This window comes from Verrucosispora sp. WMMD573 (genome assembly GCF_027497175.1).
Lineage (GTDB): Bacteria > Actinomycetota > Actinomycetes > Mycobacteriales > Micromonosporaceae > Micromonospora.
Genome location: NZ_CP114901.1, coordinates 1,784,312 through 1,809,875, shown reverse-complemented (window position 1 = coordinate 1,809,875; position 25,564 = coordinate 1,784,312). Strand labels below are relative to the sequence as shown.

The following is a 25,564-nucleotide window of genomic DNA, read 5'->3' as shown; positions in this document are numbered from 1 at the left end:
CGACACCGAGCCGGCGGTGGTCGAGGAACTGGGCGCGGCGGTCACCTCCCCGGAGTCTGTGGCCGAGGCGGAGCGGATCCAGCAGGAGTTGCGGCAGCGCCTCGACCTGGTCGACTGCCTGGACGTCGCGCCGAGGCTGGTCGCGGGTGTGGACGTGTCGTACCACAAGGAATCGTCGCGGATCGTCGCCGCCGCCGTCGTCGTCGACCTGAGCACCGGCGTCGACGTGGAGTCGGCCGTGGTACCCGGCACGGTGAGCTTCCCGTACGTGCCGGGGCTGCTGGCCTTCCGGGAGGTGCCGATCCTGCTCACGGCACTGGGCGGGCTCCGCCATCGTCCCGACGTGGTGGTCTGCGACGGGTACGGCATCGCCCATCCCCGGCGGTTCGGGCTCGCCTGCCACCTGGGCGTGCTGACCGGGCTGCCCACCTTCGGGGTGGCGAAGACGCCCTTCGTCGGTGCGTACGACGATCCGGGCACCCGGCGGGGCGACTGGTCGGCACTGTGCGACGGCGACGAGGTGCTGGGTCGGGTGCTGCGTACGCGGACCGACGTCAAGCCGGTGTTCGTCTCGGTCGGTCACCGCACCAGCCTCGACCAGGCGACCACGATCACGCTCGACCTGAGCCCGCGCTACCGCCTGCCCGAGGTGATCCGCCGAGCCGACTTCCTCTCCCGCCGAGCCCTCCGGTGACCGCCGGCACTCACTATGTCGAGCAATTCTTGGACACTTTCCGTTAGCGAATAACGGGAAATGTCCAAGATCTCGACGCACCTGGGGGAAATCTCACCAGTGGTGGACCGGGACGGCGGGCGACGACAGCATTGGGCAATGCCGGATGCGTACGTCGTGGGTCAGCCGGACGGGCTGTCGCCGCTACAGGTCGAGCTGCGCGACGCCATCGCCCGTGAGTTGCACGCACAGCTCGCCCTGCGGTCCGAGCGGATCGAGCTGTCCGATGTACCGGAGGTCGCCTACCAGGTAACCCTGCGGGTGAGCGACACGCTGCACCGGCCGCTGTCGGCCCGACATTGAAGCTGAGACGGCAGCATGGTGCCCATGGGTGCGCGCCTCACCGCAGCATCGGGCGGAACATCGACAGATCCAGGTGACGGGTCAGTCGGCGGTGTAGAGACGCGTGGGGTCGACGAGAAGCACGTCGGACCGGTGGCGGCTGGCCGCCCACAGGTCATCGGTGAACCCCGCGCCACTGGCCAGCAGCAACCGGGTGTCCCGGGCGTCCAGACCGGGACGAGCGACGAGCAGGTCTCGCGCCCGGGCGAGCCGGTCCAGGTCAGCCAGGCCCAACATCCGCCCCCACTTGACTTCGCCGACGGCGAGCAGCGGTCGTGGCCCGTCGCCGAGTGGCGGCTCGCCGAGCGCGACGAGGTCCAGTTCCAGACCGGTCCGGCTGACCGGATCGACGAGAACGGCGGGACTCGCCTCGGCGGCGATGCCGCCAAACGTCTCGGGAGCGGCGAAACGTACTGCCCACTGCCGGACGACCTCTTCGAACGACGGACCGAGCACCGCGCTGGCGTACCGCCGCTGGGAACGTCGCCAGACCTCCGGGCCCCGCCGCTGCTCCAAGGCAGTCCAGGCCGGCCGCATGACCGCCTGATAGAAGGTGATCAAGGGCTCGTTGATGCGGTAACGGCTACGGCCGCTACGCAGCGGGTCCGGCTCCCGAACCAGGAGGCCGGCATCCTCCAGCACGGTGAGCGGGTGGTGCAGGTCAGTGCTCTTGCGCCCGATGAAGCCAGCGATCCCGCCGCGCGTGCCGTTCCCCTCGGCCACCGCCGCGAGAACGGAGTGATAGAGCGCCGCGTCCCGCAGATCCGGATCCTCAGCGAGGAGATACCGCGCCTCGCGGAAGAGCGGCCGGGCGGGATTCAGCACGGCACGCACCACCCAGTCATCGAAGTCGTCAGGCCCTTCCGGTGCGTCGTCCTGGACGTACTCCCGGCGATAGGCCGGTGTGCCACCCACGATTGCGAACACCTTGGCCGCGAGCAACGGATCACTGATCTCCCAGAAGGCCGCGGCCGCCCGATAGTCGAGGGGAGCGACCGGCAGTTCGAGCCCGGCCCGCCCCCGGAGCGGCGCGGAGCCGGCCAGCAACCCGCCCATGAAGGAAAGCGCGGAGCCGCAAAGTAGAAGGCGGGTATGCGAGCCGGTCCGCTCGGGTCGGCCCGGCGTGAACGCATGCTGGATCACCGACGGCAGGTCGCGACTCGCCCGAGCCAGGTAGGGGAATTCGTCGATCACCACCGGGACCGGCCGAGACCGGCCCAGGGCCAACAGCGCGTCGACAGCACTCGACCAGTCCGCCAGGTGCACCGGACCTGGACTGTCCGTGTACCGGCCAAGCGCCTCCCCGAGCCGCCGAAGCGATTCCGTCGAAGTCGCCTCGGTAGCCCCGAAGTAGAAGCCGCCCGTGGCGCGAGCCAACTCGTACAGCAGGAGGGTCTTCCCTTGCCGGCGGCGTCCGCTGACCACGCCCAACGTGGCGCCGGGCCGTTCGTCGGTGGCGAACCGGGCCAACTCGGCCCACTCGACGTCTCGATCGAAGATCTCCGGAGGCTTGATGAGGCTCACGACCACCACCCTGCAAGATGTATAACCACAGTTATTATAAGTGCAGTTATACCTCTTGCGGGTCAGAGGCCGCCGTAGGAGTGCAGGCCCTCGAAGAAGATGTTCACGCCGAAGAGGTTCATCAGCACGGTCAGGAAGCCGAGGATGGCCAGCCAGGTGGCGGTGCTCCGGCGCACGCTCGGCGTGGCGCGGGCGTGCAGGTAGCCGGCGTACACCACCCAGGAGATGAACGCCCAGGTCTCCTTCGGATCCCAGCCCCACGGGCGGCCCCAGGCCGCCTCAGCCCAGATCGCCCCGGCGATCACCGCGAAGGTGAAGATCGGGAACGAGAAGGCGTGCAGCACGAAGGTGAGCCGTTCCAACCCGGCCGCCGCCGGCAGCCGCTTCGCCAGCGTGTACGGGAAGCTGCGCTTGCCGTTCTCGTACCCGGCCCGCATCAGGTACGCCGCCGCCGGCACCACGCCCAGCAGGAACAGGCCCGAGGCGAAGACGATCGTCGACACGTGCACGACGAACCAGTACGAGTTGAGCGCGGGGACCAGCGGCACGATCGGGGTGTAGAGCACCAGCTCGGCGGTGGCCACCAGCAGCACCATCACCAGCGTCAGGAACAGCCCGAGGCGGCGCAGGAACGGCCACTTCACCAGCACTGTCAGCCAGGCGGCGACCCCGATGAACGAGACCGTGAGCACGAACTCGTACATGTTGCCCCACGGCATCCGGTCGGCGGCGAGGCCGCGGGTGACCAGGGCCGCCAGGTGCAGCGCGGCGGCCACGGCGGTCAGCCCAACCGCGATCCGGCCGCCCAGCTCCGCCCGCCGCGCGGTGCGCTCGGCCCGACTCGACGCCGCCGTGCTCCCCACAACGCCACCGCTCGTGCCACCAGCCACCAAGGTGTCGCCGGCCGCCACCGAACCGGCCGCCACCGTGCCGGTCGAGACTGCGCCCACCGCCGCGCCGGCCAGCTCGCGGGCCGGTGCCGCGACCGCCCTGGCGCGCGAGTTGCCCAGGGCGTACTCGACGGCGTGACTGATCATCGCCAGCAGGTACACCAGCGTGGCGATCGACACCAACTGATCGGAGAGTGCGGACATCACTCGGCTCCTTCCCGCGCCCGGGCCGGCGTGCCCGGGTCGGTGCCGGCGTCGCCGGTTCGTTCACCGGCGCCGATCGCGGCGACCAGTTGGGCGAACTCGGCGGCGAACCCGGGATGCTCGGTACGCGGCAGACCAGCCACCTCGACCAAACTACTACCGCCCGTCGGAGATCCACCGTCGGGGTCGCCCGGACCGGCGGGCAGCAACCGGACGAACACCCGCCGACGCCTGACGAAGAGCGAACCCATCAGCCCCAGCACCAGCCCGATGGAGCTGACCAGCAGCAGCATCGTGCCCGGGTCGTGCCGTACCGACAGCACGATGTACCGTTCCGTGCCCACGAACTCGACTGTGGTGCCGTCGTCAAGCGTCCAGCTCTCGCCGATCCGCAGTTGCTTCGCCCCGATCTCGGTGAGCCGGCCGTTGCGTAGCTGACGCTTGTCGAGCTGGTAGACCGAGCCGGGGATACCGGCGTCGAGCCCCAGATTGCCCCGGTACCCGACCAGGTCGAGCAGCGGGTTCTGCTCGGTCGGATGCTCCGAGCGGACGAACGGCGGCTGCTGCGGTGCGGTCGGCAGGTACAGCCCGGAGAAGGCCACCTGGAGGTCCGGGTTCCGCTCGCCGGTCTCCGGGTCGACGTTGGCATCCGGGAAGGCAGCCAGCCCTTCACCGGTCAGCCCGATGTCGCCGGTGGTGAGGAACGGCACGGCGCTGGTCTGCGTGCGCCCGAACCGGTCGGTGTACCGGATCAACGGGACGTAGCCGTGCCCGAGCAGGTAGACGTTCGCGCCGTCGAGACGCAACGGCGAGTTGACCGAGAACTCGGCCTGGCGCGGCGCGCCGCCGTCCTCGTCCACGGTCACCTTCGCATTGAACGAGGACGCCTGGCCGTTCGGCAGGAACTGCGCGTCGAACTCGTCCAACTGCATGCAGAACCGGGGCAGGTCGTCGCCGACGCGCGGGCCGAGCTTGGCCTCGGCATACTGCTGGCGGGTGTTGCAGAAGACCTGGTCGGCACCGGCGACGAGGAGCCGGTTGCCGTGCCAGCCGTACCACGAGCCGAGCGCGACACCGACCAGCACCAGCACCATCGAGGTGTGGAAGATCAGGTTGCCGGTCTCCTTGAGGTAGCCCTTCTCGGCGGAGACCTCGTCGCCGCGTACCGCCACCCGCCACCGCCGTCGCCGCAGCGTCTCGGCGACCGCCGCCGCGCCGCCCTCGGACGCGGGCACCACCGCGTGCTGCGGCAGCCGCTCCAACCGCTTCGGTACGGCCGGCGGACGCGCCCGCAGCGCCCGGACGTGGTCGCGCAGCCGGGGCGTGATGCACCCGATCAGCGAGGTGAACAGCAGCAGGTAGATCGCGGAGAACCAGGCCGAGCTGAACGCCTCGAACGCGCCCACCCGGTCGAGCACCGGGGCCAGTTCGGGGTTGGCGGTGTAGAAGTCGCGTACGTCCTCCGGGTTGACCCCACGCTGCGGCAGCACCGAACCGGGAATCGCCGCGACCGCGAGCAGGAAGAGCAGCACCAGCGCGGTACGCATGCTGGTCAGCTGCCGCCACGAGTTGCGCAGCAACGCGAGCAGCGGGTTGGGCCGGCGGCGGGGTGCCTCGGCCGGTGTGGCGGGCCGGTCCTCGACGGCGGTCATCAGATGCCCACCTCGAAGTTGCCCACCCCGACGGTGGTCTGCAGCCAGATCACGACGTTGGTCCAGCCGCCGGTGACCAGCGCCAGCCCGATCAGGATCAGCAACGCCCCGCCGATCCGGGTGACCCAGCGGCTGTGCCGGCGTACCGTCCGGAAGACCCCGAGCAGCCGGTTGAAGCCCAGCCCGAAGATGACGAACGGCAGACCCAGCCCGAGGCAGTACGCCACGGCCAGCACCACCGCCCGGTCGGTCTGCCCGCTGGTGGTGGCCATGCCGAGCACCGCGGCCAGCGTGGGCCCGGTGCAGGGAACCCAGCTCAGCGCGAACACGGCACCGAGCACGGGCGCGCCGACCAGGCCGGCGGCGGGCAGCCTGTTGATCCGGAACTCACGCTGGAACCCGGGCAGCGCACCGAGGTAGCCCAGACCGAGCACGACGATGAGCCCGCCGACGATGATCTCCAGTGTCCGTTCGTGGTCGAAGAAGACCCGACCGACGCCGCTGAACAGGACCGCGGTGGCGGTGAACACGACGGTGAAGCCGGCGATGAACAGCAGCGTCCCGGCCAGCACCCGACCCTTCACCGCCGGGGCGACCCGGGCGCGCTGACGTACGGCGGTGCCGACGCCGCCCCCGTCGCCCGGTGTCTCGTGCACGGCGGGCGACTCGCGACGGCCTTCGAGGTCCGTCCCGGCCAGCCCCGTGACGTACGAGAGGTAGCCGGGCATCAGCGGCAGCACGCACGGGGACAGGAAGCTGACCAGACCGGCCAGCGCCGCCGCGCCCAACGCCAGCAGCAACGGGCCGGACTCGGCGAGCTGACCGAATGTCGTACCCATCAGCGCTGACCGGCCGGTGCGCCCGCCTCGGCGGCGATCCGCTCGACGATCGGTTGCAGCCCCTCCTGCCGGACCGCCGCCCGGACGACGGTGGCGATGCGTCCCTCCCGGTCCAGCACGATGGTGGCCGGGATGGTGTTCGGCGGGATGTCCATGTCGAGGGCGAGCCGGCTGCCCGGGTCGAAGATGCTCGGGTAGCTGACCCGGCCCTCCTCGAAGGCGATCGCCTTGTCCCGGCTGTCCTGCACGTTGATGCCGAGGAAGGTCACTCCGGCGTCCTGCGTCGCCTGGTAGGTGTTCTCCAGGTCGTCGGCCTCGGCCCGGCACGGCGCACACCAGGAGCCCCAGAAGTTGACCACCACGACCTTGCCCCGCTGGTCGGCCACGTCGTAGGACCCGCCGGCCAGCAGCTCACCGGCGATCTTCGGGGCGGCGGAGCGCTGCTCCGGGGCACACTCGACGATGCCGCCAGCGCTGTCGCAGTCGGATCCCCGGCCGTCGCCCGTACAGCCGGTCAGGAGCACCGCGGTGGTCGCGGCGGCGAGCAGGCCGGCAGCCAGCCTCCGGACGCCCATCTCAGGCCCCCTTGGCCGTCCGCGCGGTCGGCGACATCGCCACCAGGTGTGCGGCCGGCTCGGAGTAACCGATGCCGACGATCTTGGCACCGTCGAAGTGGAAGGTGGTGAGCGAGGCCAGCGCACACTGCCGGCGACGCGGGTCGTGCCACAGCCGCTTGCGCTCCACGTAGCGGCGCAGCGTCCAGATCGGCAGCTGGTGCGAGACCAGGACGGCCTCCCGGCCCTCGGCGGCGATCCGGGCGGCGTGCAGCGCGCCGAACATCCGCTCGGCGATGGCCCGGTACGCCTCGCCCCAGGACGGGGTGACCGGATCCCGCAGCACCCACCAGTTACGCGGGTCGCGGAAGGAGCCGTCGCCGGGCGAGACCTTCTTGCCCTCGAACCAGTTGGCGCTCTCGATCAGCCGCTCATCCACCCCGACCGGCAGCCGGAACTGGGCGGCGATCGGCTCGGCGGTCTGCTGGGCGCGTTCCAGCGGGCTGGCCGCCACATGCACGACCTCGCGTTCGGCGAGCCCCTGCGCGGCGGCCTTGGCCATCTGGACGCCCAGTTCGCTGAGGCGGAAACCGGGCAGGCGGCCGTAGAGGATGCCATCCGGGTTGTACACCTCGCCGTGCCGGAGCACGTGGACCACCGTCTTGCCCATTGCTACCCCCCGTGACCTGCCGCTGCCGCCGCGTTGGCCGCCGTCGGCAGCGCGGCGGCGATCTGTTCCAGGGCGGCATCGTCGATCGCCGCCGAGACGAACCAGGACTCGAACGCGCTCGGCGGCAGATAGACCCCGGCAGCGAGCATCGCGTGGAAGAACGCCTTGAACGCCGGCACCTGCTGGGTGCGGGCGCTGTCGTAGTCGACCACGTCGGCGTCGGTGAAGAAGATCGAGAACATGTTTCCGGCGTACGACAGCCGGTGCGGGACCCCGGCGGCGGCCAGCGCGTCGGCGGCCAGCCTGCCCACCACGGCGGCGGTGTCGTCCAAGCGGCGGTAGAGCGCGTCGTCGGCGAGCCGCAGCGTGGTCAGCCCGGCCGCGCAGGCGAGCGGGTTCCCGGAAAGGGTGCCGGCCTGGTAGACGGGACCGGCGGGAGCCAGTCGCGACATGATCTCCGCGCGCCCGCCGAACGCCGCGGCGGGCAGGCCGCCACCCATGACCTTGCCGTACGTCCACAGGTCCGCCTCGACCGGGTCGAGGCCGTGCCAGCCGGCGCGGGAGACCCGGAACCCGGTCATCACCTCGTCGATGATCAGCAGTGCGCCGTGTGCGTGCGCGATGCGGGCCAGCTGTGCGTTGAACCCGTCCCGGGGGGCGACCACACCCATGTTGCCCGGCGCGGCCTCGGTGATCACCGCGGCGATGTGCTGGCCCTCGGCGGCGAAGGCGGCCTCGACGGCGGGCACGTCGTTGTACGGCAACACGATCGTCTCGCTGGCCGCCGCGCCGGTGACCCCCGGCGAGTCGGGCAGACCGAGCGTGGCCACGCCGGAGCCGGCGGCGGCCAGCAGCGCGTCGACGTGCCCGTGGTAGCAGCCGGCGAACTTGATGATCTTCGAGCGTCCGGTGTACCCGCGCGCGAGGCGGATCGCCGACATGGTCGCCTCGGTGCCCGAGTTGACCAGCCGGACCTGCTCGACCGGGGTACGCGCGACGATCTCGTCGGCCAGTTCGACCTCGCCGGGCGTGGGCGTACCGAAACTGGTGCCGTGCGCGGCGGCTGCCTGCACGGCCGCGACCACCTCGGGGTGGGCGTGGCCCAGAATCAGCGGACCCCAGGAGCAGACCAGGTCGACGTAACGGCGACCGTCCGCATCGTGGAGCCAGGGTCCCTCACCGCGGACCATGAAGCGTGGTGTGCCGCCGACCGCCCGGAAGGCGCGCACAGGGGAGTTGACCCCGCCCGGCACGATGGCGCAGGCGCGGTCGAACAGGGCCGCTGAGGCCGGCGCGTCGACCGGGTAGCGGTCGGATCCGGCGGTAAACACCTCGGTCACGATGCCGCCATTGTGTCAGCGCCCGGTGGCGGATCGGCAGCCACCCCGGCACGGGGTTACCGGGCTCACCCCCGGCACGCTGCACGGGGACGGCGCGCCCTCGACAGGCCGGTCGACGGAGATCGCGATAGGCTGACCCGGTGGATCGTGCCGAACTGTCCATCACCGTACACCGAACGGGCGACGAAGCAGTCCTCCGCCTTGCCGGTGAGATCGACATGCAAACGGCCGCCCAGCTATCGACCGTCGTCAACGAGGTTCTCACCGAGCCCCCGCCCCGGATCGTCCTCGACCTCGGCGGCGTGACGTTCTGCGACTCGCAGGGCCTGGGCACCCTGGTCGTCCTCAGCCGCAAGGCCAGTCACGCGCAGAGCCTGCTCGTGCTGACAAATGTCGGCGAGTTCCTGCTCCGCGTCCTGGACATCACCGGCCTACGCAGCGCCCTGATGATCCGCAACGACACCCCCACCCCCTAACCCGCACCCACCCACTGACGTGCGTTGATCATGAGGTTAGCGGCGATTTCGATCTTCAAATCTGCCGCTAACCTCATGATCAACGGGGAGGGTTTGGGGGGTGGGAGGGGAGGGTGGGGTGGGGGTTGAGGGGTGGGGTATCAGTCGGGGGTGGTGCCCCAGCGGGCTTGTTCGAGGAGGGCTACGGCGCGGGCGTGGGCTTCGGGGTTGTCGGTGTTGCGGAGCAGGGTGGTGGCCTCGTCGACGGCATCGGTCAGCATCCGCCACTGGGCGTCACGCTCGCGGACCATCTCGGACTGTGCCGCCAACTGGCGGGTCTTGGTCCACAACTCGACGAAGACGGAGACCTTGGCCCGCAGCACCCACGGGTCGAACGGCTTGGTGAGGTAGTCCACCGCACCGGCCGCGTAGCCGCGCAGGGCCAGTTGAGCGTCCCGGTCGGCAGCGGTCAGGAAGATGATCGGAACGTGCCGGGTACGCTCCCGCCGCTTGATGTGGCTCGCCGTCTCGAACCCGTCCATGTCCGGCATCTGGGCGTCCAGCAGGATCACCGCGAAGTCGTCCACCAGCAACTGCTTCAGTGCCGCCTCACCGCTCTCCACGGCGACCGACTGCACCGGCAGTCCCTGGAGGATCGCCTCCAGGGCCATCAGGTTCTCCCGGCGATCATCGACCAGCAGCGCCTTCGCCACCTGCGTCACGAGCCCTCCTCGGTACGGCTGCCACTGATCCAGGTACCCATCAGCTCGATCAGCTGGTCCAGGTCGACCGGCTTGGTGATGTAGTCGCTGGCCCCGGCCGCGATCGCCGACTCCCGATCCCCTGGCATCGCCTTCGCCGTCAGGAACACGATCGGCAGGTCCGCGAACCGGTGATTGCGCCTGATCTGTCGAGTTGTCTCGTATCCGTCCTGATCGGGCATCATCGCATCCATCAGGACGATATCGACCTCCGGGTGTTCGGCCAACAGGCGAACCCCGTCGGTGCCGTTGTCGGCGTACAACACGGTCATGCCGTGCAGTTCGAGCGCGCTGGTCAGCGCGAAGACGTTCCGCACGTCGTCGTCGACGATCAGCACGGTCGCGCCGTCCAGCTGACGGGTCTTCGGCGCCTCGGGCGCCTCCGACAGCAGCTCCATCGGCGGCATCAACAACGACGACGGCAGACCCGCCCGCTGCGGTGACGGTGGCGCGGGTGCCACCACCGCGTCCGGCGCCAGTACGTCCGGCAGGTACAGCGTGAACGTCGAGCCCTGGCCCGGTGCCGACGCGACCGTGATCGTGCCTCCGATCAGCCGGGCCAGGTCGCGGCTGATCGACAGGCCCAGCCCGGTACCGCCGTACCGGCGGCTGGTGGTCCCGTCCGCCTGCTGGAACGCCTCGAAGATCAGCGACAGCTTGTCGTCGGAGATCCCGATGCCGGTGTCGATCACCGTGAAGGCAATCACCTGCCGGGCGTTGGTCAGCGCCGGCACGTCGAACACCGCGTGCTCCGGCGCCCGGGAGATACGCAGGGTCACCGCGCCGTTGTCGGTGAACTTGACCGCGTTCGACAACAGGTTACGCAGCACCTGCTGAAGCCGCTGCGCGTCGGTCACCACGGCCGGCGGCAGGTCCTTGCCGATGCGTACCTGGAAGTCCAGGCCCTTCTCCTCGGCCTGCGGGGCGAACGCCTGTTCCACGTAGTTGCAGACCTCGGTGAACCGGACCTCGGTCGGCTCGACGTCCATCCGCCCGGCCTCGATCTTGGAGAGGTCCAGGATGTCGTCGATCAGGCGCAGCAGGTCCGATCCGGAGCCGTGGATCGTGCGGGCGAACTCGATCTGCTTCGGCGTGAGGTTCTGCTCGGAGTTCTCCATCAGCAGCCGGGCCAGCAGCAGCAGCGAGTTCAGCGGCGTACGCAGCTCGTGGCTCATGTTCGCCAGGAACTCCGACTTGTACGCCGAGGCCCGGGTGAGCTGCTGCGCCTTGTCCTCCAGGCCCAGCCGGGCCAGCTCGATCTCCCGGTTCTGGGTCTCGATGTTCGCCTTCTGCTCCGACAGCAGTTTGGCCTTGTCCTCCAGCTCGGCGTTGGTCCGCTGCAACTCCGCCGACTGTTCCTGCAACTCGTGCGCCAGCCGCTGCGACTGGGCGAGCAGTTCCTCTGTACGCCGGTTCGCCTGAATGGTGTTGACCGCGATGCCGATTGTGGAGACCAGCCGCTCCAGGAACGACAGGTGCAGCTCGGAGAAGGGCGTGACGGTGGCGAACTCGATCACGCCGAGCAACTCGCCCTCGAAGAGGACCGGCAGGACGACCAGGTCCGCCGGTGGCGTGTCGGCCAGGCCGGAACGCAAGGTGATCCGGCCGTCCGGTACGGCGCCGACCCGGATGGTGCGCCGGGACAGCGCGGCCTGGCCGACCAGCCCCTCGCCCGGCCCGAAGGTCACGTCGTGCCCCCGGGAGACGTAGCCGTACGAGGCGGTCAACCGCAGCCGCATCACGCCCTCGGAGTTGTCCACCAGGAAGAAGGCACCCAGCTGCGCGTCGACCAGCGGCGTGACCTCCTGCATGATCATCCGGCAGACCTCGCCGAGATCACGCTGGCCCTGGAGCAGGCCGCCGATGCGGGCGAGGTTGGAGTCGAGCCACCCCTGCTCGGCGTTCTTGTGGGTCGTCTCCCGAAGGGTGACGATCATCTGGTTGATGTTGTCCTTCAGCTCGGCGACCTCGCCCTGCGCCTTCACCGCGATCCGCTGGGTGAGGTCGCCCCGGGTCACCGAGGTCGAGACGCGGGCGATCGCCCGTAGCTGGGTGGTAAGCGTCGAGGCGAGCTGGTTGACGTTCTCGGTCAGGTCGCGCCAGGTGCCGGAGACCCCCTTCACCTGGGCCTGGCCGCCCAGCTTGCCCTCGGTACCCACCTCACGGGCCACCCGGGTCACCTCGTCGGCGAACGACGACAACTGATCCACCATCGTGTTGACGGTGTTCTTCAGCTCCAGGATCTCGCCCTGCGCGTCGACCGTGATCTTCTGCGACAGGTCACCGTTGGCCACCGCTGTGGTGACCGAGGCGATGTTGCGTACCTGGCTGGTCAGGTTCGACGCCATCGAGTTCACGTTGTCGGTCAGATCCCGCCAGGTGCCGGCGACGCCACGCACCTGCGCCTGGCCGCCCAGCTTGCCCTCGGTACCCACCTCACGGGCCACCCGGGTCACCTCGTCGGCGAACGACGACAGCTGATCCACCATCGTGTTCACCGTCGACTTCAGCTCCAGGATCTCGCCCCGGGCATCCACCGTGATCTTCTGGCTCAGGTCGCCCCGGGCCACCGCGGTGGAGACCTGTGCGATGTTGCGCACCTGGGCGGTCAGGTTCGACGCCATCGAGTTCACGTTGTCGGTCAGATCCCGCCACGTGCCGCTGACGCCCTTGACCTGCGCCTGACCGCCGAGGTTGCCCTCGGTACCCACCTCACGGGCCACCCGGGTCACCTCGTCGGCGAACGACGACAGCTGATCCACCATCGTGTTCACCGTCGACTTCAGCTCCAGGATCTCGCCCCGGGCATCCACCGTGATCTTCTGCGACAGGTCGCCCCGCGCCACCGCCGTGGTGACCGAGGCGATGTTGCGTACCTGGCTGGTCAGGTTCGACGCCATCGAGTTCACGTTGTCAGTCAGATCCCGCCACGTGCCGCTGACGCCCTTGACCTGCGCCTGACCGCCCAGCTTGCCCTCGGTACCCACCTCACGGGCCACCCGGGTCACCTCGTCGGCGAACGACGACAACTGGTCCACCATCGTGTTGACGGTGCTCTTCAGCTCCAGGATCTCGCCCCGAGCGTCGACCGTGATCTTCTGGCTCAGGTCGCCTTTGGCGACCGCCGTGGAGACCTGGGAGATGTTGCGGACCTGGCTGGTCAGGTTGCCGGCGAGCTGGTTCACGTTCTCGGTGAGGTCGCGCCAGGTGCCGGAGACGCCACGCACCTGCGCCTGACCGCCCAGCTTGCCCTCGGTACCCACCTCACGGGCCACCCGGGTCACCTCGTCGGCGAACGACGACAACTGGTCCACCATCGTGTTGACGGTGTCCTTGAGTTCCAGGATCTCGCCCTGCGCGGCCACGGTGATCTTCTGCGACAGGTCGCCCCGGGCCACCGCGGTGGAGACCTGGGCGATGTTGCGCACCTGGGCGGTCAGGTTCGACGCCATCGAGTTGACGCTGTCGGTCAGGTCCTTCCAGGTACCCGCGACGCCCGGCACCTCCGCCTGACCGCCCAGCTTGCCCTCGGTACCCACCTCACGGGCCACCCGCGTCACCTGCTCGGCGAAGAGGCGCAGCGTGTCGGTGAGCGAGTTCATCGTGTCGGCCAGCTCGGCGACCTCGCCACGAGCACTGACGGTGATCTTCTGCGAGAGGTCACCCTTGGCCACCGCGGTCGCCACCTGGGAGATCGACCGGACCTGCCCGGTCAGGTTCGACGCCATGGTGTTCACCGAGTCGGTGAGGTCCTTCCAGGTGCCGGCGACGCCGCGGACGTCGGCCTGACCACCCAGCTTGCCCTCGGTGCCCACCTCCCGGGCCACCCGGGTCACCTCGTTGGAGAACGACGAGAGCTGGTCGACCATGGTGTTGACCGTGCGGCCGATGCGCAGGTATTCACCGCGCAGCGGGCGGCCGTCGATCTCCAGCGCCATGTGCTGGGTGAGGTCACCGTCGGCGACCGCCACGATGACCCGGGCGATCTCGGTGGTGGGGCGGCCCAGGTCGTCGATAAGCGAGTTGACCGCCCGCTGCCCCTCCGCCCAGGAGCCGTCGAGCCCTTCCTCGTCCAGCCGCTCGGTCAGCCGACCGTCGCGGCCCACGACCCGACTGATCCGGCGCAGATCCAGGTGCTGCCGCTCCTGGAGCGACACCACGTCGTTGAAGGCGTCCGCCACCTCACCGGCCGCACCCGAGCGCCGGGGCAACCGAACCTTCAGATCACCGCCACGGACCCGCCGTAGCGCCTCCGCCAGCTCGGTGAGGACCGCCTCGTGGTCGGCGGCGGCGGAGGTCTCCGCGGTCACCGACTGTTTCGCCGTGGTCATCATTCCTCGCTCACCTCGGGGTACACCGGCTCCCACCGGCCACCCCATCATTGTCCCCGTGACCTCGATAACGCCACGGCACGGCACCGTCCGACGGCAAAGACCCGGTGATGATCGGCTTGGCACTTCAGAGGTGTCGGTGGAGGATACGAGGGTGTCAGCGGAGGCAGGGCCCGCGGCGAAGACGGGCCCAGACGAGCACGCGCGGCGCGTTCGGCTTCCCGCCGACCGCCGTACGCCGGCCGCCGCGCGCGCGGTCGTCCGGTCCGTGCTCGCGGAGGCGGACCTGGACGAACTGCTCAACGAGGCACTTCTGTTGACCACGGAGCTGTCCACAAACGCGGTCGAGCACGCCCGCACCGAACTGGACATCGAGGTCACCGCCGACCAGGCGGGGCTGACCGTGACGGTCTCCGACTTCGCCGCCGGCCCGGTCGACGAGCTGACCGTCGGCGTACGCAACCAGGCGACCGACATCGCCGAGGTCGCCGAACGGGGGCGCGGGCTGCTGCTGGTCGACCACTTCGCCAGCCGCTGGGGCACCACCTACCTGCGCACCGGAAAGGGCGTGTGGTTCCGGCTGGACCGGTCCGATCGCAAAGGCAACGGACCGGCCACCCCCGCGCCACCCGCGAGCGCCGCCCAACGGGACAGCGCCGGACAGACCGCCGTGCCCAGCGCCGGTGCGATCAACGCGCTGATGCAGACCACCCCCGACCCGTACGCCGAGGACCCGCTGCCGGACTTCGCCGCCGGCCTGCTGACCCGGGTGGCGGAGATGGTCGGCGCCGCCGGTGGGGTGGTGCGGCTGGACCGCGGCGACGGCCAGGGTCCCCAGATCCTCGCCCGGTACGGCCGCCAGCCCCGGTCCGGTAACGACCTGCTCCGGGTGCCGCTGGCCGTGCACCGCCCGTACACCGGTGAGCTGGAACTGGACGCCGCGCCCACCGCGTACGCCCAGCCGCTGGCGGTGCTGACCGCCGAGCGGCTCTCGCTGCATCTGGAGAACGACCGGCTGCGCCGCGCGGACGTACGCCGGCAGGCCTGGCTGACCTTCCTCGCCGAGGCCAGCGAGTTGCTCGCCCAGTCGCTGGACGTGGAACTGACCATGGCGCTCGTCCCGCAGCTGGTGGTGCCCCGGCTCGGCCAGTGGTGCGCGGTGCACACCACCGACGAGTGGGGTCGGCTCCGGCTCGCGGCGGCCAGCCACGCCGACGAGTCGATGTTGCCGCAACTGCACGCCACGCTCCGCGAGGCCGGCCCTGACTCCATCCTGGCTCGGCTGCGTGAGGCCAGCCGCAACGGCACCCGGACCCCGCTCGGCGCGCCGATGGAGGGCTTCGCCGTACCGTTGATCGCCCGCGGGCAACGCCTCGGCACCCTGGCCGTCGGACGGCACCAGCGGCACCGGCAGGATCCGGACGAGATCGCGGTGCTGGAGGACGTGGCCCGGCGGGCCGCCCTCGCCATCGAGAACGCCCGCATCCATGCCGAGCGCCGCCGGGTGGCCCAGACCCTGCAACAGTCGTTGCTGCCGCCGGTGCTGCCGGTGGTGGAGGGCATCGGCTTCGCCGCCGAGTACGTGCCGACCGGCGGGGACGTCGACGTCGGCGGCGACTTCTACGACGTGGTGCCGCTGCCCGATGGGCGCTGGCTGGTGGTGATCGGCGATGTCTCCGGCAAGGGAGTGCAGGCGGCGGCGGTCACCGGGCTGGTGCGGGACGTCATCCGGGTGCTGGCCGGCGACGGCAAGCCGCTGCCCGAGGTGCTGGCCCGGCTCAACGAGACGCTTGTGGATCGAGGGGCCGGCCGCTACTGCACGCTGGCGCTGGCGGCGGTCGGGCCGGGTGAGGGCGACCGGCTCGACGTCGGGCTGCACCTGGCGGGGCACGACCGGCCGGTGCTGCTGCGGTCCAGCGGCGGTCCGGCCGCGTTCGTCGGCACCGGTGGTACCGCACTCGGGCTGCTCGACGCGATCACCTCGCCCACCGCGCACCTCGCCCTGGATCCGGGCGACTGCCTGATCTTCTACACCGACGGGGTGACCGAGCGCCGCCGGGGCCGGGAGTTGTTCGGCACCGGACGGCTACGCGACGCCGCCGCGCCGCTGGCCGGCTACTCGGCGGACGTGGTGGCGGCCCGGTTGCGCTCCACCGCGATCAACTTCTCGGTCGAGGAGCCCCGCGACGACATCGCCATCCTCGTCCTCCGCAACGACGTCGCCTGACCGGTGTATCGGCCTAGAGGCCGCCGGGGAGACGGCCGGGGGCTAGGCGGTGGGTCGGGTCCAGGTGCTGCTTGACGGCGCGTAGCTGGGCCAGGTCGGCCCGCTCGCCCCACAGGTCGACGGTGCGGCGGACGGCCGGCGGTGCGGCGAGCACCACGCACCGGCCCTGTCGGGCGAGTAGCACGCCTCGCACCGCGGCCAGGATCGACGCGACCCTGCTCGGTGCCAGCGCCCCGGGCAGGGCGGCGTGCACCACGCCGAGCCCGGCCGAGCCGCGTACCGGCACCGGCCCACCGGCCGCGTCGCGTAGGGCGTAGACGGCGGCATGCAGGTCGGTGGTCGGCACCTCCAGTCGCAGGGCCGTGTCGCCGGGGGCGAAGGGGTAGCTGCGCCACCACGAGGGTGCCGCCCGGGCGACCACCGTGCGGGGGCCGAAGAGACCGAGCAACCGGTCGGTGCGCTCCGCCACCTCAGCGGGGCCGCCCTCCAACAGCACCACCAGCGCACCGGTGCCCGCCGGGCCGGTCGACGCGCGCGCCGTCATCGACGGGTGCAACGCCATCGACTCGGCGCGGCGATCCCGTCGAGGGCGGCAGCCCGTGCCCACCGGCAGGTCGAGCTCGATCGCGGCCGGGTCGAGCCGGGCGGCGAGCACCGCCCGGATCAGGTCGTGCACCTCCAGTGGGGTCCACACCGGTCGGGTCACCCACACCCGGGCGGCCGGCACCGCCTGCACCCGCAGCGTCGCGCTGACCAGCACGCCGAGTGCTCCCTCCGAGCCGCACAACAGTCGCGTCTCGGCCAGCCCGGCCGCCCCACCGCCCGCCTCGGCCAGCTCACCGTCGGCGGCCAGGTAGCGCAGGCCGACGAGCTGGTCGCAGGCGGTGCCATGCCGGTGACGCAGCGGGCCGGCCTCGTCCGCCGCCAGCACCCCGCCGAGGGTGGCGCCGGGCGAGGGGGCGTCCAACGCGAGCCGCCGGCCGGTGCGTTCCAGGGTGGCCTGCACCGCGCGCAGCGGCGTACCGGCGCCGATCTCGGCCGTGCCCCGATCCGGCGGCTGGTGGCCGATGCCGGCCAGTCTCCCGGTGTCGAGCATGATGTCGACCCGTTGGGGCGGCGCACCCCAGTCGATCTTGGTGCCGGCCCCGCGGGGCACCACGCTCAGGTCGTGCCGGGCCGCCAGCCGCAACACCTGCGCGGCGGCGTACGGACTGCCGGGCACCGCCACCCAGCGGGCCGTGCTCCCGGCCACCTCGTCGGCGGGGCCGGCACGGCGGGCGAAGCGCGGACCGCAGATTTCGGTCAGTCGGCGGGTGATGTCGCGAACACCGGACGTACCGGCGGAAGGGGGTGGCACCATGCCGGCGATCGTACATGTGTTCGAACAATCGGAGGTGGAATTGCACCGCGCCACATGTCGCTACGGCCGGTAACGTGGCGCCGTGACCACCGAGACCCCCGTTCCCGCGGCCAGGCGGGTGCCGACCGAACGCGTCCACCACGGCGACACCGTCGTCGACGAGTACGCCTGGCTCGCCACCAAGGACGATCCGGAAACGATCAACTATCTGAACGCCGAGAACGCCTGGACCGAGGCCCGGACGGCGCACCTGTCGGGGCTGCGTACGAAGTTGTTCGAGGAGATCCGGCGACGTACCCAGGAGACCGACCTGTCCGTGCCGACCCGCAAGGGCCAGCACTGGTACTACACCCGCACTGTCGAGGGCCAGCAGTACGGCGTGCACTGCCGTCGGGCGGTCCGCCCCGACGAGACCACCCCGCCGATCAGCACCGACGGTGCCCCGCTCGACGGGGAGCAGATCCTGCTGGACGGCAACCAGTTGGCCGAGGGGCACGACTTCTTCTCGCTCGGCGCCTTCGACGTCAGCCCCGACGGGCGCTACCTGGCCTACTCCACCGACTTCTCCGGTGACGAGCGGTTCACCCTGCGGGTGAAGGACCTCAGCACCGGCGAGCTGCTGCCCGACGAGATTCCCGGCACCTTCTACGGCACCGCGTGGGCCGCCGACGCCTCGGTGCTGTTCTACGTCACCGTGGACGAGGCGTGGCGACCCAACCGGGTCTGGCGACACGTCATCGGCACCGCCGCCACCGAGGACGTGGTGGTGCACACCGAGGACGACGAACGGTTCTGGGTCGGTGTCGAGCTGACCCGCTCGGAGCGGTTCGTCCTCATCGACATCGCCAGCAAGCTCACCAGCGAGGTACGGGTGATCCCGGCCGGCAACCCGACGGGTGAGCCAGCGGTGATCGCACCCCGTCGGCAGGGTGTCGAGTACTCGGTGGAGCACCACGGCCACCGGTTCCTGATCCTGCACAACGACGACGCCGAGGACTTCGCCCTCGCGTACACCTCGGCCGACGCCCCGGGCGACTGGGTGTCGCTGATCGAGCACTCCCCGGGCACCCGGCTGGAGTCGGTCGACGCCTTCGCCGACCACCTGGTCGTCACGGTACGCAGCAACGGCCTGACCGGGCTGCGGGTGCTGCCCGTCGGCGGCGGCGACGCCCACGACATCGAGTTCCCGGAACCGCTGCACACGGTCGGCCTGGACGCCAGCCCCGAGTACCGCACCGGGCGGCTGCGGCTGCGCTACACCTCGCTTGTCACGCCCGACTCGGTGTACGACTACGACCTGGTCACCCGCGAGATGACGCTGCTGCGGCAGCGCCCGGTGCTGCCCGGGCCGGACGGTCAGGTGTACCGCTCGGAGGACTACGAGCAGCAGCGCGACTGGGCGCTGGCCGACGACGGCACGAAGGTGCCGATCTCCCTGGTCTACCGGCGCGGCACCCCCCGGGACGGATCCGCGCCCTGCGTCATCTACGGCTACGGCTCGTACGAGGCGAGCATGGACCCGTGGTTCTCGGTCGGCCGGCTGTCCCTGCTGGACCGTGGGGTGATCTTCGCGGTGGCCCACATCCGGGGCGGCGGCGAGTTGGGTCGCCGTTGGTACGACCACGGCAAGATGCTCGCCAAGAAGAACACCTTCACCGACTTCGTGGCCTGCGCCCGGCACCTGGCCAAGGCGGGCTGGACGGCACCGGACCGGCTGGTCGCCCGGGGTGGCTCGGCCGGTGGGCTGCTGATGGGCGCGGTGGCCAACCTGGCACCGGACGCCTTCGCCGGCATCGTCGCGCAGGTGCCGTTCGTGGACGCGCTCAACACGATCCTGGACCCGTCGCTGCCGCTGACCGTCACCGAATGGGAGGAGTGGGGCAACCCGCTGGCCGACCCCGAGGTGTACGCGTACATGAAGTCGTACACCCCGTACGAGAACGTCACCGCGCTGGACTATCCCGCGATCCTGGCGATGACCAGCCTCAACGACACACGGGTTCTCTATCACGAGCCGGCGAAGTGGATCGCGCGGCTGCGGGCGGTCGCGCCGCAGGGTGACTACCTGCTGAAGACCGAGATGGAGGCGGGTCACGGCGGGCCGAGCGGGCGTTACGACGCCTGGCGGGAGGAGGCGTTCATCAACGCCTGGACCCTGGACCGCTTCGGCCACGCCTGAGGCGTCGACCGGCCTGGTGTCTCAGTGACGCGACCGTGTCGCCGGGGCATCAGGCCGGGCCATTTGCTCCGCCTCGGGACGAGGACCGAGTCCGCTGCCGATCACGACCGTCCAGAGCAGGAACGGGAGCACGGCCACCCGTTCCATCCCGCCGACGCCGAAGCCGAGATCCACCTGCCCGAGGAAGAGCAGCGTGCCGGCGACCCCGGCCAGGCCGAGCAGGAGATTGACCCGACGCGCCGGACCGAGCACCGCTGACCGCTGGGGCAGCGCCGCGATCAGTAGCGCGCCGTTGCCCGCACCAAACACCAGCAGCGCGGCCAGGAAGTGCCGATTCTCGTCGACGTCCGCCGGGTAGAGGCCGGCCAGGACGTACCCGCCGGCACCTGCCAGCGCCGTCAGCTGCACGGCCCGTACGGCCGCACCACGGCCGAGCATCGACCAACTGAGCAGCAGGCCGGCGATGACGAGGAGCCCGGTGGCGATCATCGTGCCGTTCATCAGCGGGTGCCACGGCGAGCAGACCGGACGCGGTCGGCTGCTGTCCCAGACGCCGCAGGCGACGTTCCCGAGGTCACTGATGTTGTGGGTACGCCAGTCGTACGGCGGCTGCCGCCACCCCCGTGCGGTCACCGCGATCCCGGCGGCGAACAGTGGCGCGGCGAGCAGCAGGGCGTAGGAACCCAGACGGTGCACAGGCATGTCTCCACTTCAGTCGATGCGCTGGCGTGGGCGCACTACCGCTGCGCCGAGGACCGAGGTAGTGCTGGCCATACCCGAGACACGGTGTCCAGCGGGCTGGGGCCGTCCCGGTCGGATCACTAGCGTCGGCGGCATGACATCAGCCGCGCCGACCCACCTCGCCCAGGCCCTGCGGCGGCCCCGTTACCCGCTGACCGGCTGGCCGTGGCGCGCCCTGGCGTACCTGTTCACCAGCGTGCCGCTGGCCGGTGTGCTCTCGCTCGGGCTGCTCGTCCTGCTGGCACCACTTGTCGCCGCCACGAACGCGGCACGGCAGGGCCGGCCCGTGCCGCTGGCGCTCACCGTTTTCCTGACTGTCGGCGCACTGGGCATCGTGGCGCTGGCGCCGCTGCTGAGCGTGCCGGTGGCGGCGTTCGAACGCTACCGGCTCGGCCTGGTCGACAACCGACCCCTGCCCACGGTGCCGTGGCGCGGTCTCGCCGCCCGCTACACCACCGGCACCGCCTGGCGGGAGGCCGCCTACCTGTTCGTCCTCGGCGGCCTGGTCCCGGCCGTGTACTGGCTGTTCACCATGCTGGTGCTGCTGGACGCAGTCCTGCTCGTCAGCCCGTTCGTGGTCGGCAACGGCGACGAGGTGGTCCTGCTCTGGGCCACCGCGGACACGGTGGCCGAGACGATCCCGCACGCGATCGTCGGCGTGCTGCTGGTGCCAATCCTCTGGTACGCGGCCGGGGCGCTCGCCATGGCTCAGGGCACCATCGCGCGGTGGTTGCTCCGGGGCACCCCGGACGGCCTCGCGCTGCGCGAGGTGACCCGGTCACGTGCCCGGCTGGTCGACGCGTACGAGACCGAACGCCGACGCATCGAACGTGACCTGCACGACGGCGCGCACCCCCGGCTGACCAGTCTCAGCCTGCAGATCGGCCTGGCCCGGCTGGACGTGCCGGAGGACTCGCCGGCCGCCCGGCCGCTGACTGTGGCGCACGAGCAGGCCAAGGGGCTTATGGTGCTGCTTCGGCAGATCGTCCAGGGCATCCGCCCGCAGAGCCTCACCGACCTGGGGCTGGCCGGCGCGGTCCGGGAACTCGCCGACGAGGCGACCATCCCCGTCGAGGTGCGCGCCGAGTTGCATCGTGCGGTGCCGGAGATGGTCGAAACCACTGCGTACTTCGTGGTGTCGGAGGCACTCGGCAACGTCGCCCGGCACGGCGAGGCGACCCGCGCCGAGGTCCGGCTGAGCGACACCGGCACCCGGCTGGTCGTCGAGATCAGCGACGACGGCCGGGGCGGCGCGGACCCGGCCCGGGGCACCGGATTGACCGGGCTCGCCGACCGGGTGGCCGCCGCCGAAGGCCGGCTGCTGCTGGCCAGCCCGCCGGGCGGCCCCACGATCGTCCGGGTGGAGCTACCGTGCAACGCGTGACCCGGGTCGTACTCGCCGAGGACGAGGTGCTGCTGCGGGAGGGGTTGGTGGCCCTGCTCGCCCGCTTCGGCTTCGACATGCTCGACGCCGTCGGTACCGCCCCCGCACTGGTGGACGCCGTCCGGGCACACCGGCCGGACCTGGTGGTGACCGACATCCGGATGCCGCCCCGGCATCGTGACGACGGGCTACGCGCGGCGGTGGAGCTGCGCGCCGAGCAGCCCGATCTGGCCGTGGTGGTGCTCAGCCAGCACGTGCAGCCCGAGTACGCCTCCGCGCTGCTCGACAGCGCCGACGGTCGGCGGGTCGGCTACCTGCTCAAGGACCGGGTCGCCGAGGTCACCGAGTTCGTCGAGAACCTGCGTACCGTCGTCGGCGGCGGCACGGTGGTCGATCCGGACGTGGTCCGCCGGTTGCTGCACCGCCCCCGCGATCCGCTCGCCAACCTCTCCGCCCGCGAGCGGGAGGTGCTGGTGCTGGTCGCCGAGGGGCGGTCCAACGCGGCGATCGCCGGCCGCCTGCACGTCACCGAGGCGGCGGTCGGCAAGCACATCGGCAACATCCTGGCCAAGCTGGGCCTGCCGCCGGACGACGGCACCAACCGCCGGGTGTTGGCGACGCTGACCTACCTGCGGGCCGCTCCCACCTGACCGCCAGCGCGGTGCCCGGGACCGTCGGTGCTGCCCCGGCCGGCGTTCCCGGCGCTGGGTCTAGCCGGCCCGCAGTTCCGTCACCTCGGTGGCGGACCGCAGGAACAGCAGTCCCAGCCCGATCACGACAAGCACTGCGACGATGGCACCAGCACCCTGCACCGCCAACTGCTCCAGCGGTACGTCGGGTGTCCGACCGTCCTGGCTGAGGTCGCCGGTGAGCAGCCGACCGATGGCGTACCCGGCGCCGAGCGCGATGAGCACCGCCGGCACCACGGGGGCCAGGATCTGCCAGGCGATCGAGGTGCCGATGGTGGCCCGGGGCACGCCGGTCGCCACCAGGGCGGCGTAGGTCCGGCGGCGGGAGACGATTCCCTCCACCAGCGTGACGAGCAGACCGGTGGCGGCGATGGCGACCGCCACGGCCACGGCGAGGTCGACCAGATCCATGGTGTTCAGATAGAAGGAGTCGGGCGAGCCGTCGCCACCGAAGCCGGCCAACCGGTTCTGCTCCTGTTCCAGTTCGGCCCGGAGCTGGAACGAGGCCCGGAAGGCCGCCGCGCCGCCAGCGATGATCAGAGCAGCCAGCAGGGCGGCGAAGGTACGGCTGCTGGCCCACGGGTCGTCGGTCAGCCGGCGGGCCGCCAGCAGGGCGGCCGGACGCCGGGCGTGACGGTGCAGCGTCCGCCCGGCCAGATGCGAGATCCAAGCGGTCCCGAAGATCACCCCCATCACCGCACCGAAGATGCCGAGCAGCACGACGAGGGCCAGCCATTCGACGGCGGCGCCCCGCAACGCCCACTGGATCGGTTCGACCATCGTCGCCGCCAGCACGCCGAGCCCGATGAGCAGCGCCGGCCACGGGCGGGGCGACCCGGTGCGACCGGCCCGGCGGATGACGCCGAGCGGCGTGGTGGCGACCCGACGCAGCAGGACGAGGGTGGCCGCCGCGGCGAGCAGCGGCAGGCCGAGCACCACGATCGCCATCGCCGGTACCGGCGGCAGCACGTCCGTGGGCAGGGCCAGCTGGCCGTTGGCGTCGGGACGGCGCAGCACCGACCGCCCGACGAGGTAGCCGGCCAGTCCGACCAGGGTGCCGACCAGGCCGGCGAGCCCGGTCTCCAGCATCGCCACCCGGGTCACCTGGCCGGGGGTCGCACCGGCCAGCCGGAGCGCGGCAAGCCGACGGTCCCGCGCCGGCGCACCCAGCCGGGCGCTCTGCCCGGCCAGGGCGAGTACCGGGATGGTCAGCAGCACCAGCGCGAACGCCGTCCCGCCGCGCAGCCCCGGCTCGCGCAGCAGCGCGCTGACGTACTGCTCGGACTGCTGCCACGGGTCACCCGGTGGCCTGGGGATGGCCAGCACCGTCAGGGCGGCGAGCCCGGCGAGGCTGGCCAGCAGGGCGCTCAGCGCGGTCAACGCCACCCGGGCGGCGTCGGTGCGGTTGCCGGCGAGCGCCAGCCTGGTCAGGGTCGCGAGGCTCACCGGGAGCCGCCGGCGAGCGGCGCGTCGAGGCCCAGCCCGGTGTGGTCGATCACGCCGTCACGCAGGACCACCTCACGATCGGCGTACGCGGCGATCCGTGGCTCGTGGGTGACCAGGACGACGCTGGTGTGCTGCTCCCGGGCCAGCCGGACCAGTTGGGTGAGCACCTGCTCCCCGGCGAGGGTGTCCAACGCACCGGTCGGCTCGTCGGCGAAGAGCACCCGTGGTTCGGTGACCAGTGCCCGGGCGGTGGCGCAGCGCTGCTGCTGACCGCCGGACATCTCGCCGGGGCGCACGTCGGCGCACTCCGCCACACCCAGCCGTGCCAGCCAGGTGAGCGCCGCTGTCCGTGCCGCTCGCCGCCCCGTGCCGGCGAGCAACAACGGAAGGGCGACGTTCTCCGCCGCGGTCAGCTCGGGGACGAGCTGCCCGAACTGGAACAGCACCCCGAATTCGGTACGCCGCAGCCGGGACCGGGCCGCCTCGGACCAGGTGTCCAGCCGGTGCCCCCGCCAGTTCACCTCACCGGCGTCCGGCCGCAGGATGCCGGCGAGGCAGTGCAGCAGGGTGGACTTGCCGCAGCCGCTCGGCCCGGTCACCGCGACGATCTCCCCCTCGTCGATGCCGAGGGTGATGCCCCGCAGTGCGGGTGTGGGTCCGTACGACTTCACCAGACCGCGAGCCTGAAGTAGCGTCACGAGTGCACCTCCCGGTGCCAGTCGGCGACCCGGTCCAGGGTGGTGTGCAACCACCGCAGGTCGGCGTCGAGATGGGCGATGGCGAAGTCGGCCGCCACGACGTCGTCGACGCTGGCCGACGGGGCCGTCTTCAGCGCGGTCAGCTCACGCAGCCGCTCGGTGTGCGCGCGCCGCTGCGCGACGAGGTACGACCGCGCCCGGTCCACGTCGGCCACCAGCAACGCCACCACGACCTTCGCGAACAGCGGACTGTTCACGTACGGCATCGGCGGCTCGACGCTGCTGAGCCACCGGTCCAGCGTGGCCCGCCCCTGCTCGGTGAGCGTGTACGCCGTCCGGTCCGGGCCGGCAAGGCGCTCCGGGCCGGTGGGCGCCACCAACCCGTCCCGCAGCAGCCGACCCAGCGTGGCGTAGACCTGCCCGAACGCCAACGGGCGGGCCTGCGGCAGCCGCGTGTCGTGGGCCCGCTTCAACTCGTAACCGTGCATGGTGCCGGCGGCGAGCAGACCCAACAGCAGGTGCGGTGTGGACACCACGCCACTATT

General features: G+C 71.3%; 21 protein-coding genes. 7 read left to right on the top strand and 14 right to left on the bottom strand.

Annotated elements, in window-relative coordinates; all coding sequences use genetic code 11:
• Positions 1-58 precede the first annotated feature (58 nt).
• Both nfi and O7601_RS08375 read left to right on the top strand, forming a co-directional pair.
• The gene (gene nfi, locus O7601_RS08380; RefSeq protein WP_281566845.1) at positions 59-694 is read left to right on the top strand and encodes a deoxyribonuclease V; all 636 of its coding nucleotides are present in this window, start codon (positions 59-61) and stop codon (positions 692-694) included.
• Positions 695-832: 138 nt separating this feature from the next.
• Positions 833-1,036 (top strand): hypothetical protein, encoded by a 204-nt coding sequence (locus O7601_RS08375; RefSeq protein ID WP_281565625.1) that lies wholly within the window; start codon positions 833-835, stop codon positions 1,034-1,036.
• 81 nt (positions 1,037-1,117) lie between these two features.
• On the opposite strand, the gene O7601_RS08370 is transcribed toward O7601_RS08375, so the two are convergent.
• The 7 genes from O7601_RS08370 to hemL all read right to left on the bottom strand — a co-directional run bounded on the left by O7601_RS08370 (position 1,118) and on the right by hemL (position 8,748).
• Positions 1,118-2,599, bottom strand: a complete 1,482-nt coding sequence (locus O7601_RS08370) for an ATP-binding protein (RefSeq protein WP_281565624.1) — start codon at positions 2,597-2,599, stop codon at positions 1,118-1,120.
• 62 nt (positions 2,600-2,661) lie between these two features.
• Positions 2,662-3,693 carry a c-type cytochrome biogenesis protein CcsB gene (gene ccsB, locus O7601_RS08365; RefSeq protein WP_281565623.1) on the bottom strand — a complete coding sequence of 344 codons (1,032 nt, stop codon included), beginning with the start codon at positions 3,691-3,693 and terminating at the stop codon, positions 2,662-2,664.
• Entirely contained in the window at positions 3,693-5,345 is a 1,653-nt protein-coding gene (locus O7601_RS08360) for a cytochrome c biogenesis protein ResB (RefSeq protein WP_281565622.1), read from the bottom strand. Before O7601_RS08360 ends, ccsB begins: the two co-directional genes overlap by 1 nt.
• Positions 5,345-6,184 (bottom strand): cytochrome c biogenesis protein CcdA, encoded by an 840-nt coding sequence (locus O7601_RS08355; protein ID WP_281565621.1) that lies wholly within the window; start codon positions 6,182-6,184, stop codon positions 5,345-5,347. The genes O7601_RS08360 and O7601_RS08355 overlap by 1 nt, the downstream gene beginning before the upstream one ends.
• Positions 6,184-6,759, bottom strand: coding sequence for a TlpA disulfide reductase family protein (locus tag O7601_RS08350; protein ID WP_281565620.1), 576 nt, complete (start codon positions 6,757-6,759; stop codon positions 6,184-6,186). The genes O7601_RS08355 and O7601_RS08350 overlap by 1 nt, the downstream gene beginning before the upstream one ends.
• A gap of 1 nt (position 6,760) precedes the next feature.
• A complete protein-coding gene (locus tag O7601_RS08345; protein WP_281565619.1) occupies positions 6,761-7,408 on the bottom strand; it encodes a histidine phosphatase family protein in 648 nt (215 codons plus the stop codon).
• A 2-nt stretch (positions 7,409-7,410) separates the two neighbouring features.
• Positions 7,411-8,748 (bottom strand): glutamate-1-semialdehyde 2,1-aminomutase, encoded by a 1,338-nt coding sequence (gene hemL / locus O7601_RS08340; protein ID WP_281565618.1) that lies wholly within the window; start codon positions 8,746-8,748, stop codon positions 7,411-7,413.
• Between the two features lie 140 nt (positions 8,749-8,888).
• Between hemL and O7601_RS08335 the strand changes: the two genes are divergently transcribed.
• Positions 8,889-9,224, top strand: coding sequence for an STAS domain-containing protein (locus tag O7601_RS08335; protein ID WP_093403944.1), 336 nt, complete (start codon positions 8,889-8,891; stop codon positions 9,222-9,224).
• 140 nt (positions 9,225-9,364) lie between these two features.
• On the opposite strand, the gene O7601_RS08330 is transcribed toward O7601_RS08335, so the two are convergent.
• On the bottom strand, positions 9,365-9,925 hold the full coding sequence (locus tag O7601_RS08330; protein ID WP_281565617.1) for a response regulator: 561 nt from the start codon (positions 9,923-9,925) through the stop codon (positions 9,365-9,367).
• Positions 9,922-14,295, bottom strand: coding sequence for a HAMP domain-containing protein (locus tag O7601_RS08325; RefSeq protein WP_281566844.1), 4,374 nt, complete (start codon positions 14,293-14,295; stop codon positions 9,922-9,924). The genes O7601_RS08330 and O7601_RS08325 overlap by 4 nt, the downstream gene beginning before the upstream one ends.
• A gap of 154 nt (positions 14,296-14,449) precedes the next feature.
• Between O7601_RS08325 and O7601_RS08320 the strand changes: the two genes are divergently transcribed.
• On the top strand, positions 14,450-16,522 hold the full coding sequence (locus O7601_RS08320; protein WP_281565616.1) for a SpoIIE family protein phosphatase: 2,073 nt from the start codon (positions 14,450-14,452) through the stop codon (positions 16,520-16,522).
• A gap of 13 nt (positions 16,523-16,535) precedes the next feature.
• Here the strand turns inward: O7601_RS08320 and O7601_RS08315 are convergent, their stop codons facing one another.
• Positions 16,536-17,882, bottom strand: coding sequence for an FAD-binding oxidoreductase (locus O7601_RS08315; RefSeq protein WP_281565615.1), 1,347 nt, complete (start codon positions 17,880-17,882; stop codon positions 16,536-16,538).
• Positions 17,883-17,964: 82 nt separating this feature from the next.
• On the opposite strand from O7601_RS08315, the gene O7601_RS08310 reads away from it, so the two are divergent.
• Positions 17,965-20,061: a S9 family peptidase gene (locus O7601_RS08310; RefSeq protein WP_281565614.1), complete on the top strand. Its 2,097-nt coding sequence runs from the start codon at positions 17,965-17,967 to the stop codon at positions 20,059-20,061.
• A gap of 21 nt (positions 20,062-20,082) precedes the next feature.
• On the opposite strand, the gene O7601_RS08305 is transcribed toward O7601_RS08310, so the two are convergent.
• Positions 20,083-20,763, bottom strand: a complete 681-nt coding sequence (locus tag O7601_RS08305; RefSeq protein WP_281565613.1) for a DUF998 domain-containing protein — start codon at positions 20,761-20,763, stop codon at positions 20,083-20,085.
• A 133-nt stretch (positions 20,764-20,896) separates the two neighbouring features.
• On the opposite strand from O7601_RS08305, the gene O7601_RS08300 reads away from it, so the two are divergent.
• Both O7601_RS08300 and O7601_RS08295 read left to right on the top strand, forming a co-directional pair.
• Positions 20,897-22,186 carry a histidine kinase gene (locus tag O7601_RS08300; protein ID WP_281565612.1) on the top strand — a complete coding sequence of 430 codons (1,290 nt, stop codon included), beginning with the start codon at positions 20,897-20,899 and terminating at the stop codon, positions 22,184-22,186.
• Complete coding sequence (locus tag O7601_RS08295) at positions 22,174-22,836, top strand: response regulator transcription factor (RefSeq protein WP_281565611.1); 663 nt, start codon at positions 22,174-22,176, stop codon at positions 22,834-22,836. Before O7601_RS08300 ends, O7601_RS08295 begins: the two co-directional genes overlap by 13 nt.
• 60 nt (positions 22,837-22,896) lie before the next feature.
• Here the strand turns inward: O7601_RS08295 and O7601_RS08290 are convergent, their stop codons facing one another.
• Genes O7601_RS08290 through O7601_RS08280 form a run of 3 tightly spaced genes read right to left on the bottom strand, consistent with a single transcriptional unit; the run spans position 22,897 to position 25,552 of the window.
• Positions 22,897-24,321, bottom strand: coding sequence for an FtsX-like permease family protein (locus tag O7601_RS08290; protein ID WP_281565610.1), 1,425 nt, complete (start codon positions 24,319-24,321; stop codon positions 22,897-22,899).
• Complete coding sequence (locus tag O7601_RS08285; protein ID WP_281565609.1) at positions 24,318-25,019, bottom strand: ABC transporter ATP-binding protein; 702 nt, start codon at positions 25,017-25,019, stop codon at positions 24,318-24,320. The genes O7601_RS08290 and O7601_RS08285 overlap by 4 nt, the downstream gene beginning before the upstream one ends.
• On the bottom strand, positions 25,016-25,552 hold the full coding sequence (locus O7601_RS08280) for a PadR family transcriptional regulator (protein ID WP_281565608.1): 537 nt from the start codon (positions 25,550-25,552) through the stop codon (positions 25,016-25,018). The genes O7601_RS08285 and O7601_RS08280 overlap by 4 nt, the downstream gene beginning before the upstream one ends.
• Between the last annotated feature and the right edge of the window lie 12 nt (positions 25,553-25,564).